This is a genomic window from Scytonema millei VB511283 (assembly GCF_000817735.3).
Classification (GTDB): Bacteria; Cyanobacteriota; Cyanobacteriia; order Cyanobacteriales; family Chroococcidiopsidaceae; genus Chroococcidiopsis; species Chroococcidiopsis millei_B.
On sequence record NZ_JTJC03000002.1, the window covers coordinates 688202 to 703716 of the forward strand.

Consider the following 15515-nt stretch of genomic DNA (forward strand, 5'->3'; position numbering starts at 1 on the left):
CAGTTATCAGTTATCAGTTATCAGTGTAGAGACGTTACATGTAACGTCTCTACAAGGTTGTTGGAACTCTTAGCTCTTAGCTCTTAAATTTTGAATTTTGAATTTTGCATTTTCTCCTACCTCTCCAACGTGTTGTTTGTATTTTTGCAAAATAGAATTGCTGTACTTAGCGACAGAAGGATAGCGGTGTAATTTGCCGTCTGTTCCTCTATACCACTGAACTGTTTTAGATTTATATAAGTCAGGGCTACCGCTATACCAGTGGCTTGCTACTCTTAATACTGCTATCTCTTCATCACCCTGACTCGCAACTAGAGCGTCGTGCCAATATTGCTCTAACTTGTAATGAATAATTTGCTTTTGAGCTGTAGGATTGCTGAGAAATTCATCAACAGATATGCGGTGACCGAGTGCTTCCTTGCTCCAAGCACCAATATTCGCAGGCATGATTTGAGCTAGTCCCAAAGCTTGAGAATGGGGATTAAGCGATTCATGATTATTCGTGCTTTCTTGATTAATAATGGCATGGCTGAGCGCATCTACTGGAGAAACCAAAATTGGTGCTGGTTGCGATCGAAAAGTACTCGCTTGGGATGACTGAGTTTGTAGCGATAGCAGCCATCTCGACAACAACAAACTGAGAACAACTGTAGGGATTAAAATAACTAACTTGTGCCAGCGATCGCGCTTCAGTCGTCGCTGGTGGCGAGGTGGATGTACCCGCGTATGTTGTATGAATGGTCTATTTACCAGCGATCTCTGCTTACATCTAGTAGGTTTAGAATGTGTCGAACGCTGTCTTTCCCGCTCGATTTGCTGCTGAGAAGCTAGCTCTAAAATAATTTTTTGATGCCTCATTACGTTACGAAAATCATATATCGTCACGAACAAGGGATTATAGAGGACAAAATTTTTTTTTCGTCGTTTTACAGGTTCTCTTTAGCTTTTGTGCAGCTATTTACAGGCGTAGTTGTGAGCAACTCGCGATCGAACAACACTGCGATCGGCAAAGATACTAATACTTCTCTATCCAATTGATAAATTTCGACTTGAGTAAAAAAATCGGTTTTTATAACAGGAAAATTGAAGTTGAAAATTAACCTCATTTTATGATACTGTTTTTTTATAATGGAAGTATAGTTAAAAATTTTGTTTTTGAAAGCATTGCCATTATTAAGTAACCCATTCCTGTAATTAAATATTATCACGAGCGATCGCAACTTTTTTATTAAAAAATTTATAGCAGTTTTCAATTGGGTAAAACACACGATCTGTAGGGGCGCACAGCCGTGCGCCCCTCAAGTATCACGCACGCAATCGAGAATTACTATTAGATAAAAAAATCAGGTGGGCAATGCCCACCCTACAAAATTTAAACCATTTCTGACTGCGCCGTAACTGGCGGCTCAATTTGAGGTTGGAATTGGAAGAGGGAGTAGACCACATTTCGACGAATGTTGGTCATCATATCCAAGAACATTTCAAACCCTTCTGTCTTGTATTCGATCAGCGGGTCTTTTTGTCCGTAACCGCGTAAGCCTACAGATTCTCGTAGTCCATCCATTTGTTGCAGATGTTCTCGCCACAGGGTATCGATTTGTTGCAAGATAAAGAAGCGTTCGGCTTGGCGCATTAATCCGGGACGAATTTGCTCGATTTCGGCTTCTTTGATGTCGTAGGCGATTCTGACTTGTTCGTGCAGGAAAGCTTTAATGTCGCTGACCGTCAAATCTTCCATTTGCTCTGGTTCCAAGTCTGCCAGCAAATAGACAAACTCCTTAACTTTACTCACCAATTTCGGTATATCCCAATCTTCCGAAGGCAAGTCAGGATTGATGTAGTAATCGACAATTTCGTTCATTGTCTGCTCGCCGTACTTGAGTACCTGCTCTTTTAAGTCTTGACCTTCGAGGACGCGACGACGTTCGGCGTAAATTGCCCGCCGCTGTTTATTCATCACCTCGTCATACTCAAATACCTGTTTGCGGATGTCGTAGTAGTAGGTTTCTACTTTGCGCTGCGCCCCTTCTAAACTGCGCGTGAGCAATCCCGATTCAATGGGCATATCTTCTTCGACATTGAAAGCTTGCATCAACCCAGCAACGCGATCGCCACCAAAAATCCGCAATAAGTTATCCTCTAAACTGAGGAAGAACCTTGTCGAGCCAGGGTCGCCTTGCCGTCCCGCACGTCCCCGCAACTGGTTGTCAATCCGGCGCGATTCATGACGTTCCGTCCCAATGACGTGCAGTCCACCTAACCCTACTACTTCATCGTGTTCTCTGGTGGTGAATTGCTCGTATTCGTGCTTGATTTGGTTGTAAACTTCCCGCAAACGTTGAACTACCACATCATCTGTAGGGGCTTTTTCGGAAGCAACAGCAACTTTGTCTTCGGCTTCGAGTTCCGATAGACTTCTTTCCCCATACTCTTGCGCGGCAACTTCTACCGCTGCTTTGAGCATTTGCTCGGTTTCTCGCGATAACTCTACGGGGTAAATTTGGGGCGATGCTTTCCAAGTCTTGACTTTCTTCCCAGGGACAAAACCCTGACCGCTGCTACTACCTGTAGGTAAACCAGCCGCCCGTTGTACGGCAAATACGTCTTCATCATCTGGCATCACGATCCGAGGCATGAAGTATTCCCGCAATTTCAGGCGTGCCATATAATCGGCATTACCACCCAAAATGATATCCGTACCTCGTCCTGCCATGTTGGTAGCAATCGTGACAGCCCCTTTTCTACCTGCTTGGGCGATAATCTCCGATTCCCGTTCGACGTTTTCCGGTCTAGCGTTAAGCAGGTTATATGGGATTTCTAACTGGTTGAGCAGCCGACTGAGAACTTCAGAGTTTTCCACGCTAGTCGTACCGACTAGGACAGGACGACCTTTTTCGTGCATCTCGGCACATTCTTGAGCGATCGCCCGCCACTTACCTGCTTCATTCTTGTAAACTACATCAGATAAGTCTCGCCGTTTTGTCGTTCTATTGGTAGGAATACTCGCAACTTCGAGTTTGTAAATCTTTTCAAACTCTGCCTGTTCTGTTTTTGCCGTCCCTGTCATCCCCGACAGTTTTGGATAGAGCAAAAATAGGTTTTGGTAGGTAATCGTGGCTAAAGTTTGAGTTTCCGGTTGAATTTCTACCCTTTCCTTGGCTTCAATGGCTTGGTGCAACCCGTCACTCCAGCGTCTGCCTGGTAGCACCCGTCCGGTAAATTCGTCTACGATGACGATCTCGTCTTCGCGAACGATGTAGTTTACGTCCCCCAGGAATAATTCTTTGGCTTTGAGGGCGTTAAAAACGAAATGCGCCCAAGGATCTTCGGGGTTGAATAAATCTGTAACTCCCAACAATTCTTCGGCAGCAGCAAAACCCTCATCTGTTAACAGCACGTTCCGCGCTTTTTCATCAACTTCGTAATGCTCGTCTTTTTGCAAGGCAGCAGCAATTTGAGAGGCACGGATATATTTTTCTGTCGGTTTTTCTACTTGTCCAGAAATAATTAAGGGCGTGCGTGCTTCGTCAATCAGAATCGAGTCTACTTCGTCAATGACGCAGAAGTTGAAGGGACGCTGCACGACATCATCCATGTGGGTAGCCATGTTGTCCCGCAGATAATCAAAACCTACCTCACTATTGGTGACATAGGTAATATCGCAGGCATAGTTGCGCTTGCGCTCGTCTGGGGTCATGCTTTGTTGAATCAGTCCGACGCTCAACCCCAAGAAACGATGCACTTGACCCATCCATTCAGCGTCCCGCTTTGCCAGGTAATCGTTGACGGTGACTACGTGCGCTCCTTTACCAGTCAATGCATTGAGGTAAGATGGCAAGGTTGCCACTAAAGTCTTACCCTCACCCGTTTTCATCTCGGCAATTTGACCTTGATGCAGGATAATACCACCTAATAGCTGTACGTCAAAGTGCCGCAGTCCCAATACTCTACGTCCCGCCTCGCGCACGACAGCAAATGCTTCTGGCAGAATGTCATCCAAGCTTTCACCTTTTTCGAGGCGCTGTTTAAACTCTGCTGTCTTACCAATTAGTTGCTCGTCAGGGAGAGCTTTAATGTCTTCTTCTAATAAATTAATTTCTGTGACGTAAGGCTGATATTTTTTGAGCTTACGAGCGTTGGGGTCGCCCAGCAAGGTTTTTAGCATGGTAGGTCAGGAGAACTTAAGGATTTCTAGGAAGTTTAATTTGTGAGTTTTGATTTTGCCATCAGCTCGTACTGGTGGGACGCTAGAACTCAAATACTAGCCTTTTGGATGGACAAAATTGGTCAATTGTACAGTGTTTTGGCTATCGGTCTTGATATAAACTTTATAGATCGTATCATTTTACCCCAATTCTATAATGGTGCGGATAGGCGATCGCTTTTTGTCGGGAGTCGGGGAAGAGAGCTGAGGGAGCTGAGGGAGCAGAGGGAGCAATAACCGTCAACCGTCAACCGTCAACCGTCAACTAATGACCGATGACAATGACCAATGACCATTATTGCGAATTCTCCCATTCTGGTGTAAGGCTACGGAAGTTGAAGGCGTTGGCGCTGGGATGACAGGTGACACAACTGCTCAGGTGAGTTGGTTTTGGTAATTTGACTCTGGGATGCAAAGCTTTGAAATAACGCGAGTTGGCAATGCGGTATGGTATTTCTTCGTCTTGGTTGAGGGGACGGGAAGCAAATCTCAGATAATTCCACACTAGAATGCGGGGTGGATCGACCAATGGCTTGATTTGTACGCCGTAGTGTTGCGTATCTTGTAGCAACCGCTGCCAAGTCTGCACGGGTAGAACGGCTGGCGGAACGGCGATGTGGCAAGTAGCGCAGTTTTCCAAGTAGAGTTCTTGTCCCAATTGATAGCGTTGGGGAACTGCATCAATGGTGTTAGCTGGTTGGGCATGAGTCGCCATTGCTAAAATCCAAGCAGCAGCAATACTCCAAGCTAAGATTAACAGCAATAGGATCGGGGTCGATCGCTTGCTTTTTGGGCGGTGTGATTTTGATTTGAGGGCAGGTAACATAAATCAGTCTTTTTCAGCAGGGCTGATAGCAGCTCACACTGTAATATCACATCTAATGGCTAGACAGTTGAGTGTTGACAGTTATCAGTTAACAGTTAACAGTTAACAGTTATCGGTGAAAGCGTGAAAGCGCGACTAGTAACTAGAAGAGAGTTCAGTCACCAGCCATCAGCCACCAGCTACTCACACAATTACCACATTTATTTTGAGTTATGAATCATTCCACTAGCAAACGCGATCGCATTCTACTCAAATTTAATGACAGCTTCAAAAAAAGTCGAACAGATCTTTCAGCAGTACTACTTTTTCCCAAACCTCATTTGTGGGTTGGTTCGGATGAAACATCGACTATCGAACGTCTAACTTTTGTAGAGCAGCAAAATTGCTTTGCCGAACATCACACATTTCACGTTCAAGATTTTATTGAGTTACCAAAACCAGAAGATGAAGAAATTGATATTGAAGGATTAGCTTATCACGATTACTATCTCTGGTTTATTGGTTCCCATAGCTGGAAGCGCAAAAAACCAAAACCAGAACATACTGATGTGGAAAATATTGAACGATTAGCTAAGATAAAAACAGAAGAAAATCGTTATATTATTGGGCGTATTCCCTTAGTTGATGGCAGTTTGCGGCAGTCTTGTCCTCATCCTGAAAATCCAGATGTCACCTTGACTGCGGCAAAAGTCAAACTAACAGAGGGGGGAAATATGCTGACTGAAGCTTTAGCGACAGACCCTCATTTTGGCGATTTTGTCAAGACTAATATTCCTGGCAAAGATAATGGCTTTGATGTAGAAGGAATAGCAATCTATCAACAAAAAGTTTTTCTTGGTTTACGGGGTCCAGTATTGCGGGGCTGGGCAGCGATCTTAGAGTTAGAGTTAGAAATAGATACTACAGAAGACACTTTAAAGCTGAAACCAATTGGAGCAGAACAAAATCTTTATAAAAAGCATTTTGTTTATTTGAATGGTTTAGGCATTCGAGATCTACACGTAGATGAAAAAGATTTTTTGATTTTAGCAGGACCAACAATGGATTTAGATGGTCCAGTCCGAGTTTATCGCTGGCACAATGGTGTAAATATAGCTGAAAATACGCTATCTTATCCAGAGGTTATGTTAGAAATCCCCTTCGGTATTGGAGACGACCACGCAGAAGGAATGATTACGTTTAATGAATATACTCAAACTCCGTCGCTTTTGGTGATTTACGACGCGCCCGCCGCAGCTAGATTAGAGGGTGAAGGTGGCGTGTGGGCAGACGTATTCAGTTATCAGTAAACAGTTATCAGTTATCAGTAAGTCCCGATTTACGACTTACGACTTACGACTTACGACTTAATTAAAGGTTTGTTGAGATTGCTTGCGTTGGACAAGTAGGAATGCATTGTTCGCAGACAATACAGCGCGATCGCGTGAATGTCAGTTCAAATGTGGCAGAATTAAGGGTCAAGGCTTCGGTGGGACAAACTCCAGTACACAAACCGCAGTCTACGCAAAGTTCGCGATCGATGGTAATTTCAGCCATTGCTGAAGAGACGTTGATGTTTTGCGATCGCATCCAATCAACCGCCGCATCAAGTTGATCGATATCTCCTGAGAGTTCCACAACTAATGTACCAACTTGATTGGGAGCAACTTGAGCGCGGATAATATTAGCAGCAACGTTAAAATCTTTCGCCAGTCTGTATGTCACTGGTACTTGTATGGCACGGCGAGGGAAGGTCAGCGTAACTCTTTTTTTCATTAGGGAGCAGGGAGCAGGGAGCAGGGAGTAGTGATTTTCTACTTCCGAATTTTCCTATCTCCTCTTTTGTAACAAAAACCTTTTATGGCTGTTCGATTAAAATGAGAGCTGTTGCTCGATCGAATTTTAATAAAAGCCTTATGAGTGCCAAGACTCCCAATCCTTCAGCGCAGCCAACTGAATTGACGTTAGGAAAGCGCATCAGAAACTTCATCATAGTTTTGGTAGCGATCGCTCTCAGTGTCGCATTGTTTTTGGGCTTACGGACTCAAACGGGTGCGGTGACACTCGCAACATTAAGCGATCGCTCGACACCGCTAGAAGTGGCTTTGAGCAACAGCAAGCCGACGCTGATGGAGTTTTATGCTGACTGGTGTACGGTATGTCAGAAAATGGTTCCAGATATTGCTCGGCTAGAACAAGAGTACGCCGGCAAGGTAAACTTTGTCATGCTGAATGTGGATAACAGCAAGTGGTTGCCAGAGATTCTGAAATATCGAGTTGATGGGATTCCCCATTTCGTGTACTTAGGCAAACAAGGAGAGGCGATCGCACAGGCGATCGGAGAACAACCGCGCAGTATTATGGCAAGTAACTTAGAAGCGTTATTAAATGATGCCCCCTTGCCTTACACTTCCGCCAGCGGTCAAGTTTCCAAGTATGAAGCAAATGTCACCCCATCCTCTGAGACCGACGATCCGCGTTTGCATAGTTCTCAGGTAGTGAAGTGATGGATGGTAGTTGGTAGTTGGTGGTTGCTCAGAATTACTCTGTTCCCTGTTCCCTTTCTTCACTGATAACTGATAACTGATAACTGTCAACCGTCAACTATTTTGGATTGTACGGCGAGTATTCTGCAAACTCCCAGCTGAGATTAGTTGCATTTATTGTTTCCAACACGCGATCGATTTGGAATTCTACTAAGCGTTCTGCACCGATAAATTGTGCTATGCGATTTGTATCCCAAATAATATTAGCTGTGCCAGTTAGCTGTAGGGTATTTCCGCTGACGAAATCAACGAACAGTAAGCCGATTTGAGGATACTGGGCAATGTTACCAAGGGTATTAAACATATTATTGCCCGCATAATCGGGAAATACTAATTCAGTTGCGTTCAAAACTTGTACGAAACCTGGATATCCTCCTCGATGAGATGTATCAGCACCGCTTTGGGGGTGGAAACTAGCGATGAAAAATGTATCTGCTTGAGTAATCCATTGCTGTTGTGCCGGAGTCAAAGCCTTGTAACTATAAACTTCAGTTATAGCCGCTTGGCGATCGCTATGAGCTACTAAATCCCGTACTTGAATGTATTTGGGGCAGTTAAAGTAGACTTGCTGTGTACGCACATCAATATATCCATTTGGCTGAACCATCGCTTTGCCATTAATCCGCAAGCGCCGCCGAGTTGCTAAATCGATCGCCAGAATACCAATGTCATTATGTATTGATAGGTTCTCTAGTAGCGGATCGCTAGGATTGACTTTTGTTTGAATCTGAACTAGTTGTTCTGCTACAACTTCTATAAAACCAGGTTTTCCTACAAGCAGCGATGTCCAGACTTTACCATGCCGATAGATTGTACTAGCGATCGCCAGTCTTTGTGTACTTAGAAAATCTCGTGCTGTTGAATTAATACTCGCACCAATAATTTTGGTTAAACGTGCTGCTTCTGCCTGCACTCCCGCTTGTGCCTGAACTGCTAGTTCCCCAGCATGATAAGTTGATAAACTGTTACGCATTTAGTTTACAAAATGTCTGGAACCAAAATACGCTGCATAGTGAGTGTCACAATTTTGACTTTTAACTTTTGAATTTTGACTTACAACCCTGGCATACTGACGTAACCTGGAAGTTGCTTAACGCGATCGCACCAAGTGATAACATGAGGATAGTTATCTAAAGCAACTTTTGCGTCTGCGGCTAGTCCAACATAGGGGAAGCAGGCAAGATCGGCTATTGTAGGATGGCTGCATTCCAACCACTGGTTATTCGTTAAATGGCGATCGAGAATTTGCAATACCTGATGAGCTTTCTGTTGAGTCAAATCTATATCGAGTTGTCCTTGAAAAATAAAATATCTCCTCGCCGCCGCTAGACTGTTAGCAATCTCATTCGCGGCAAAAGATAACCACTGCATAATTTTTGCGATCGCTTCAGGCTCTAGATGTAACCAATCTTCGCCGCCGTAGCGTCGGGCTAGGTAAACTAAAATAGCTTGGGAATCTCGTAATATTACATCACCATCCATCAAAACTGGGACTTGTCCGCAAGGGTTGAGTTGCAGAAATCGTTCTGTTTTGTGTTCTCCTGCCTTTAAGTTGACGGGTACTGACTCATAGTCTAGGTTCAACATTGACAGCAACAACCTTACTTTGTGGCAGTTTCCCGATAATACAAAGTCATATAGCTGAATCATTAGTTCCTCTCCATTTGTCATCTTGGATAGCTATCAAATCTGTTATCGTATCATCCCTTTTAGGGACGCATAGCGTTACGCACGATCGCCGTGTCCGAAATCTGTAAAAACTGGACGAGTTGCCCGTCTGCACCCTCCTAGATGTAGGCAAATCGCGCATTTAGGCGTGGGCTGCTATCCCGATATGCTCCCATGTAACGTCCCAGAACTACTACCGTTGTACCTACTGAGATGAACCGTTCTGGCATCACAACAAACTCTATCCAATCAGCAAAACGGGCGAATACGCCATTGCAGACGGACTGAGGGCTGTGGTACGAACCACCAGTAGGAAATCCCTCGGTAGAAATCCAGTTCACATCGTCTGCTAGTAGATTGAGAGCGCCATCGAGATCGCTAGCGGCGAGGCGTGCGTAAAACGTGCTGACTAAATCGAGTACGGGTGAATTCATTTGACTTTCTCCTGCGAATTAAGGTGAAAAAATCAGCAACCAAAATTGGCACGGAGTCAGCGAGATTGTCCTGGCAGCCAACATCCGAGAAAGTCTTGGATTGCAGTTGCGATCGCCTCTCCATCTTCCTCTAATGCAAAATGTCCGGTATCCAACAAATGGATTTCAATTTGTTTTAGATCGCGCTCGTAAGGGTATGCACCTGCTTCTGGAAAAATAGGATCGTTTTTGCCCCAAACAACTAAAGTTGGCGGTTGATATTGCCGGAAATACTCTTGCCACTGGAGATAAAGTGGTGGATTGGAGCCGTAATTGTAAAACAATGCTAGTTGAATTTCCGCGTTGCCAGCTCGATCTAAAAAGTATTGGTCTAGATTCCAATTATCAGGGCTAATTGCTGCGGGCTGTCGCGTCCCATTGGTATACTGCCATTTGGTTGCTTCTAATGTCAGAAATTGTCTCAATCGATCGGCATTTTCTAGAGTTTTATCTTGCCAATATGCTCTGAGTGGCTGCCAAAAGTCTTGTAATCCTTCTTCATAAGCATTGCCATTCTGTACGATGAGCGCCTGCACTCCTCAGGATGCCTCACCGCAAGCCTGTATCCAATCGGTGCGCCGTAATCCATCACATAGAGGCTGTATTGTTGCAAATTCATTACCTCGATGAATTTTTCCATTACTTCTGCTAGGCGATCGAAAGTATAGTCAAATTCATCCACGGTTGGCATGGAACTATTACCAAAACCAGGATAGTCTGGTGCAATTAGATGAAATTTATCTGCCAGAGCTGGAATTAGATTGCGAAACATATGCGATGAAGTCGGAAAGCCGTGGAGGAGCAATATAGTCGGAGCATCCGGCGCACCTGCTTCGCGGTAGAAAATTTCCAAACCATCAATGGTAGTCGTGAGATATTTAGTCATGGTTCAATCCTTTACCGAACGTTCGGTACAGTAAATTCAAAAAAATATATCGATTCGCTTTGCAGTCGCGTATCCTAAGAATTAACCACTTCAAGATCGTGGCGATAAAGCTCGTATGCCTGGTGATATTCCATTGTTCGAGCTACTTCGCTAACAAATTCTTCTTTGTAACCAGCGCGTCTGAGTAGGTGAAAACCCATTTCCATTCCTGATGCAATTCCGCCAGCTGTAACGATTCGTCCTGCATCAACAACTCTAGCTTTGCTAATACGGCACGCTGGTGCAATTTCCGCTAAGCGATCGATGGGAACTTTACCAGCAGTAGAGGCTTCTAAACGGTCTGGTTCTTTGCGGTTAGTGGCTGGCAATCCATCAAGTAGTCCCATCTTGCCATAAATCCACGAGCCAGTACAAACGCTGGTTAACAAGCAGGACTCTGGTAGCTGGTGAATGAACTGATGCAGATTTTTGTTATGAAGTTCTTGGCGCGTGCCAAATCCGCCTGGAATCAAAAAGGCATCCATTGCAGGGCGATCGCTAAAGCCATAGTTAGGTACTACCATTAATCCAGCTTGAGTTTGAATTGGACGTAAATTTTCTGCCACTAAAAAAACATCTAATTCAGCATCAAAGCGTCGCGCTACCGAAAACACGCCGTAAGGTGCGGCAAAATCAATGACTTCTGCGTCTTTGAAAGCGTAGATTCCTAAGCGAAACCCAGGTATTCGGATTGACATTTATCTTTTCTCATCAAATTGTGTACCGATCGTTCGGTATAAATCTAATATACCGATCGTTCAGTACAATGTCAAGTAGAACCAGAAATTTTAATTTTTGTTGATGTCCAAAGCAGCAGCGATCGCCCAAATCTTAAAAGTCTTTCGGCAGTATGGTTATGAAGGAACAACCCTATCGCGCCTGTCAAAAGCGACAGGTTTGGGTAAAGCCAGTCTTTACCACTACTTTCCCAACGGTAAGGAAGAGATGGCACAAGCCGTACTCGATTATATTGATGAATGGATGAAAACTAATATTTTCGTTCCCTTAAAAGGTGCTGGTACGCCGCGCGATCGCTTAGAGAAAATGAGCGAGAATGTAGATCGGTTGTACTGCGGTGGCGAACAAACGTGTATATTAGCCGTGCTGTCTTTAGGAGAAGCAAAAGATTTATTTAACATTCAAATTCAACAAGCACTTAAGAGCTGGATCGATACCTTAGCCGAAGTATTAGTAGAAGCAGGTATTGACTCAACACTTGCCCGTCATAAAGCAGAAGACGCTATTATTCAAATTCAAGGCTCTCTCGTCTTAGCTAGAAGCATGGACGACACTGCACCCTTTCAAAGAGTACTGAAGCATTTACCAGAAATGCTAATGGATAATCGGTAATTAATAGTTGCCCTCAGCTCTCTTTCCCCGGCTCCCTGCTTAAAGACATAAAAGCAACTTGAGCCGCAGCTTGTTCGGCTGCTTTGATGGAACGTCCCGTACCTTCACCTAAGCATTTACCTTGAAGCCAGACTTCGGCTGAAAATCGTGTCGTGGCGCTATGGGGTTGGGGTGACTCTTGGACGCGATATTCTGGTAAGACCTTAAAATGAGCCTGAGTCCATTCTTGTAGTGCGGCTTTATAGTTTAGCCTAGCTGGATCGGAGCGAATTTCTGCTGCTAGTTGCTTGAAGTGCGGATCGAGCCAAGGACGCACGAGTTCTTGGGTGTGGGTGCTGAGATAAAGAGCGCCGAGAACGGCTTCAAAAGCATCTGCTAGGCGCGATTCTCGTCCGGCCTTATCGGTAGAGGCACTATTAGACACAAGAAGATAGAGTTCTAAACCGTATTCTGCTGCTAGTTGTGCCAAAATGCGATCGCTGACCAAAACTGACCGAATTGCGGCAAATTCTCCTACCGGACATTCAGGGTAAGTTTCCCATAAGACTTCAGCTGCTACGAGTCTTACAACGGCATCTCCGACAAATTCTAATTGTTCGTAGTTTGCTGTAGCTGAGACAGTAGGATGGGTCAATGCTAAATCTAGCAATTGCCAATTAATTTGAGTTGAGGTCGGGATTCCCAGTTTATTGACTAAGCTTTGTAGCTGCTTTTGCCGACGCGGATAGAATAAGGTCATTGGTCATTGGTCATTGGTCAATAATAAATAATAGACGATCGCTCGCCTGCTATATCTTCTATCTTGTCGCGATCGCGCTCAGGGAGACATGTGAGAAAGTCATCCTTAAGACAGAGAGAAAATTTAACTACTGTGGTCTAATTACTACGGTCAGCGTCCCCATAGCCAGATACAACTATCAGTTTTGACTTTTGACTTTTAACTTTTGACTTTTGAGGAGCGATTGCTATGTCCGTACTAGAAGGTACTTGGCAACACGAATACATTATCAGTAACGGGCTGAGGCTGCACTACGTCACCCAAGGTGAAGGTCCGTTGATGCTGATGTTACACGGCTTTCCTGAGTTTTGGTACTCTTGGCGACATCAAATCCCTGAGTTTGCCAAGGATTACAAAGTCGTAGCATTAGACTTGCGGGGATATAACGACAGCGACAAACCAAAAGCGCAATCAGCTTATGTCATGGCTGAGTTTATCAAAGATATTGAGGGTGTCATTAAGGGACTGGGATATGACAAGTGTATTTTAGTCGGACACGACTGGGGAGGAGCGATCGCGTGGAGTTTTGCTTACGCTCACCCTGAAATGGTAGAACGCCTCATCGTATTAAATATCCCGCATCCAGCCAAATTTGCTGAGGGTTTTCGCACGCCTCAACAATTGCTGAAGAGTTCTTATATGTTCCTATTCCAGCTTCCTGTCTTACCAGAAATGCTGATCCAAGCAGGAGACTACCAAGCACTTGAAAATGGCTTTAAAGGTATGGCTGTGAATAAGAGCGCTTTTACTCCCGCAGATATTGAGGCTTACAAAGATGCAGCAGCTAAGCGTGGAGCGTTAACAGCAGCCCTCAATTATTATCGCAATATGTTGCAACAAGGCATGACTAACCCAAATTGGGGTGTACTCAACGTACCAACATTAATGATTTGGGGTGAAAAGGATACAGCCTTGGGTAGGGAATTGAGTTATGGTACTGCTACTTACGTAAATCCATTCCAAGTTAGATACATTCCAGATGCTAGTCATTGGGTACAACAGGAAAAACCCGAATTAGTCAATGAGTATATGCGGGAGTTTCTGAGTAATTCTTAATAGTTGACAGTTGACAGTTGACGGTTAACAGTTAAATTAGCCGTCAACCGACAACCATTTGACATTTCAGTAATAAAAATTCATACTGAGGTAAAAATACCTAAACAATTTCGCTCGAAAGCAGGAGTCAGTCATGAAAGATGGCTATTACGCTTTTGTACTGCGACGACTGGCTACAGTTCTGGCTGTAGTGATGCTTACTTTAAGTTCGATCGCTGCACTGACAGGAATTTTACTGGCATTTTACTACGAACCAACAGCAGGGGGAGCCTACAATTCTCTGAGGGCGATCGCAACTCAGATCCCTAACGGTTGGTTAATCCAACGGATTCACTCTCTTGCTGGTAATGGCTTAATCGGAGTTTCCTTGGTTGAAATCGTTGTCATGTTTTTAGGTGAAAGATTTCGCTCTAGCTGGATAACTGCCTGGATTAGCGGTATTTTACTAACACTCACCGCGATCGGTTTAAGCTGGACGGCAATATTACTCGATTGGACGCAAATTGGTTACTGGCGATTCACAATTGAGTTAGGTACGATTGAAGCGCTTCCAGCGATTGGTTCTCAGCTTCGTAATATCCTTACGGGTGGCGGCGCGGTAAATACTGTCACAGTTCAACACCTGTTTACCATCCACAGTTACCTGCTTTCCGGTGGCGCGATCGTTTTAGCTATTATTCATTTAACGGGTTTATTGCTACAGGAAAAAGAGGTAAAGCAGCTCGAATCGGCAAATTAGATCCAGATCGTTGTAGGGGCGGGTTCACCAAAAAGCTTTACTGCCAACTGCAATTTCCCGCAAACCCGCCCTTCTGGAAATAGAGCAGTATATTTCATTGACACAAAGTCGCAGCGTGGTGGCGGATATGATCGCCCACAAAGGTAGCAATAAAGTAATAACTGTGGTCGTAACCTTCCTGAAAGCGCAAAGTTAAAGGTTGTTCTACCGAATGACAAGCTCGTTCAAATACCTCTGGCATCAACTGTTGACTTAAAAACTTATCTGCTGTACCTTGGTCGATTAGAATGGGAGAAGTGTATTTACTAGTGAGTATCAATTCACTTGCATCGTAATTACGCCAGGTTTCCCGCTCGCTTCCCAAATAATTTGTAAAAGCCTTTTCTCCCCAAGCACACTGCATTGGTGCAGCAATAGGTGCAAAAGCAGAAACAGATTTAAAGAGTTCGGGATTGCGCAAAGCACAAACTAACGCCCCATGTCCGCCCATAGAATGACCGAAGATCCCCTGTCGTTCGACTTGGACGGGAAAATGTGAGGCAATTAACGCGGGTAATTCTTTCACGACATAACTATACATCTGATAATGCGATCGCCACGGTTCCGCTGTTGCATCGACATAAAAACCCGCACCCGTACCAAAATCCCAATCTTTATCTTCTCCCTCAATTCCTGTATTGCGGGGGCTAGTATCTGGAGCTACTAAGATTAATCCATGCTCGGCAGCATACCTTTGCGCCCCTGCTTTAGTGATAAAATTTTCTTCGGTGCAGGTTAAGCCAGAGAGAAAATAGAGGACGGGAACGGCTTTCGATCGCGTCTGGGGTGGTTGGTAAACGGCAAATCGCATCTCGATATTGCAAGTTTGGGAATGATGGCTGTAAAAACCCTGCATCCCGTCAAAGCATTTGTATTCTGAGATTAAATTAATTTCGGTCATGAATTTTCCTGTATGGGCATTGCCCACCCTA

Annotated in this window: 18 protein-coding genes; 6 read left to right on the top strand and 12 right to left on the bottom strand. The window is 44.4% G+C overall.

Annotated features, from left to right (window positions below):
- Nucleotides 1-69: 69 nt before the first annotated feature.
- Together QH73_RS10830 and secA are read right to left on the bottom strand one after the other, a co-directional pair.
- Nucleotides 70-858 (bottom strand): hypothetical protein, encoded by a 789-nt coding sequence (locus QH73_RS10830; protein ID WP_132866903.1) that lies wholly within the window; start codon nucleotides 856-858, stop codon nucleotides 70-72.
- Nucleotides 859-1372: 514 nt separating this feature from the next.
- A complete protein-coding gene (gene secA, locus QH73_RS10835) occupies nucleotides 1373-4165 on the bottom strand; it encodes a preprotein translocase subunit SecA (RefSeq protein WP_039716417.1) in 2793 nt (930 codons plus the stop codon).
- 42 nt (nucleotides 4166-4207) lie between these two features.
- On the opposite strand from secA, the gene QH73_RS10840 reads away from it, so the two are divergent.
- Nucleotides 4208-4441 carry a hypothetical protein gene (locus QH73_RS10840; protein WP_039716416.1) on the top strand — a complete coding sequence of 78 codons (234 nt, stop codon included), beginning with the start codon at nucleotides 4208-4210 and terminating at the stop codon, nucleotides 4439-4441.
- Between the two features lie 58 nt (nucleotides 4442-4499).
- On the opposite strand, the gene QH73_RS10845 is transcribed toward QH73_RS10840, so the two are convergent.
- Nucleotides 4500-5030: a diheme cytochrome C gene (locus QH73_RS10845; RefSeq protein WP_039716415.1), complete on the bottom strand. Its 531-nt coding sequence runs from the start codon at nucleotides 5028-5030 to the stop codon at nucleotides 4500-4502.
- Between the two features lie 212 nt (nucleotides 5031-5242).
- Here QH73_RS10845 and QH73_RS10850 point away from each other — a divergent pair, with 212 nt between their 5' ends.
- Nucleotides 5243-6319 carry a DUF3616 domain-containing protein gene (locus QH73_RS10850; RefSeq protein WP_039716414.1) on the top strand — a complete coding sequence of 359 codons (1077 nt, stop codon included), beginning with the start codon at nucleotides 5243-5245 and terminating at the stop codon, nucleotides 6317-6319.
- A 61-nt stretch (nucleotides 6320-6380) separates the two neighbouring features.
- On the opposite strand, the gene QH73_RS10855 is transcribed toward QH73_RS10850, so the two are convergent.
- Nucleotides 6381-6785: an NIL domain-containing protein gene (locus QH73_RS10855; protein ID WP_015156053.1), complete on the bottom strand. Its 405-nt coding sequence runs from the start codon at nucleotides 6783-6785 to the stop codon at nucleotides 6381-6383.
- Nucleotides 6786-6925: 140 nt separating this feature from the next.
- Between QH73_RS10855 and QH73_RS10860 the strand changes: the two genes are divergently transcribed.
- Nucleotides 6926-7516 carry a thioredoxin family protein gene (locus QH73_RS10860; RefSeq protein WP_039716413.1) on the top strand — a complete coding sequence of 197 codons (591 nt, stop codon included), beginning with the start codon at nucleotides 6926-6928 and terminating at the stop codon, nucleotides 7514-7516.
- Nucleotides 7517-7613: 97 nt separating this feature from the next.
- Here QH73_RS10860 and QH73_RS10865 read toward each other — a convergent pair whose 3' ends face one another.
- From QH73_RS10865 to QH73_RS10885, 6 genes are all read right to left on the bottom strand, one after another.
- Entirely contained in the window at nucleotides 7614-8528 is a 915-nt protein-coding gene (locus tag QH73_RS10865) for a pyridoxamine 5'-phosphate oxidase family protein (RefSeq protein ID WP_039716412.1), read from the bottom strand.
- Nucleotides 8529-8608: 80 nt separating this feature from the next.
- Nucleotides 8609-9205, bottom strand: a complete 597-nt coding sequence (locus tag QH73_RS10870; protein ID WP_039717643.1) for a glutathione S-transferase family protein — start codon at nucleotides 9203-9205, stop codon at nucleotides 8609-8611.
- Nucleotides 9206-9342: 137 nt separating this feature from the next.
- Nucleotides 9343-9657, bottom strand: coding sequence for a nuclear transport factor 2 family protein (locus QH73_RS10875; protein ID WP_039716411.1), 315 nt, complete (start codon nucleotides 9655-9657; stop codon nucleotides 9343-9345).
- 56 nt (nucleotides 9658-9713) lie between these two features.
- A complete protein-coding gene (locus QH73_RS29140; protein ID WP_309476470.1) occupies nucleotides 9714-10232 on the bottom strand; it encodes an alpha/beta hydrolase in 519 nt (172 codons plus the stop codon).
- Complete coding sequence (locus QH73_RS28130) at nucleotides 10136-10582, bottom strand: alpha/beta fold hydrolase (protein ID WP_236146962.1); 447 nt, start codon at nucleotides 10580-10582, stop codon at nucleotides 10136-10138. Before QH73_RS28130 ends, QH73_RS29140 begins: the two co-directional genes overlap by 97 nt.
- A gap of 74 nt (nucleotides 10583-10656) precedes the next feature.
- On the bottom strand, nucleotides 10657-11319 hold the full coding sequence (locus tag QH73_RS10885) for a DJ-1/PfpI family protein (RefSeq protein WP_039716410.1): 663 nt from the start codon (nucleotides 11317-11319) through the stop codon (nucleotides 10657-10659).
- A gap of 103 nt (nucleotides 11320-11422) precedes the next feature.
- Here QH73_RS10885 and QH73_RS10890 point away from each other — a divergent pair, with 103 nt between their 5' ends.
- Nucleotides 11423-11971, top strand: a complete 549-nt coding sequence (locus QH73_RS10890; protein WP_039716409.1) for a TetR/AcrR family transcriptional regulator — start codon at nucleotides 11423-11425, stop codon at nucleotides 11969-11971.
- Between the two features lie 13 nt (nucleotides 11972-11984).
- Here QH73_RS10890 and rnc read toward each other — a convergent pair whose 3' ends face one another.
- Complete coding sequence (gene rnc / locus QH73_RS10895; RefSeq protein WP_039716408.1) at nucleotides 11985-12710, bottom strand: ribonuclease III; 726 nt, start codon at nucleotides 12708-12710, stop codon at nucleotides 11985-11987.
- 228 nt (nucleotides 12711-12938) lie between these two features.
- Between rnc and QH73_RS10900 the strand changes: the two genes are divergently transcribed.
- Nucleotides 12939-13805: an alpha/beta fold hydrolase gene (locus tag QH73_RS10900; RefSeq protein ID WP_039716407.1), complete on the top strand. Its 867-nt coding sequence runs from the start codon at nucleotides 12939-12941 to the stop codon at nucleotides 13803-13805.
- A 133-nt stretch (nucleotides 13806-13938) separates the two neighbouring features.
- On the top strand, nucleotides 13939-14544 hold the full coding sequence (locus QH73_RS10905) for a cytochrome b N-terminal domain-containing protein (protein WP_039716406.1): 606 nt from the start codon (nucleotides 13939-13941) through the stop codon (nucleotides 14542-14544).
- A gap of 94 nt (nucleotides 14545-14638) precedes the next feature.
- Here the strand turns inward: QH73_RS10905 and fghA are convergent, their stop codons facing one another.
- The gene (fghA, locus tag QH73_RS10910) at nucleotides 14639-15484 is read right to left on the bottom strand and encodes an S-formylglutathione hydrolase (protein WP_039716405.1); all 846 of its coding nucleotides are present in this window, start codon (nucleotides 15482-15484) and stop codon (nucleotides 14639-14641) included.
- Between the last annotated feature and the right edge of the window lie 31 nt (nucleotides 15485-15515).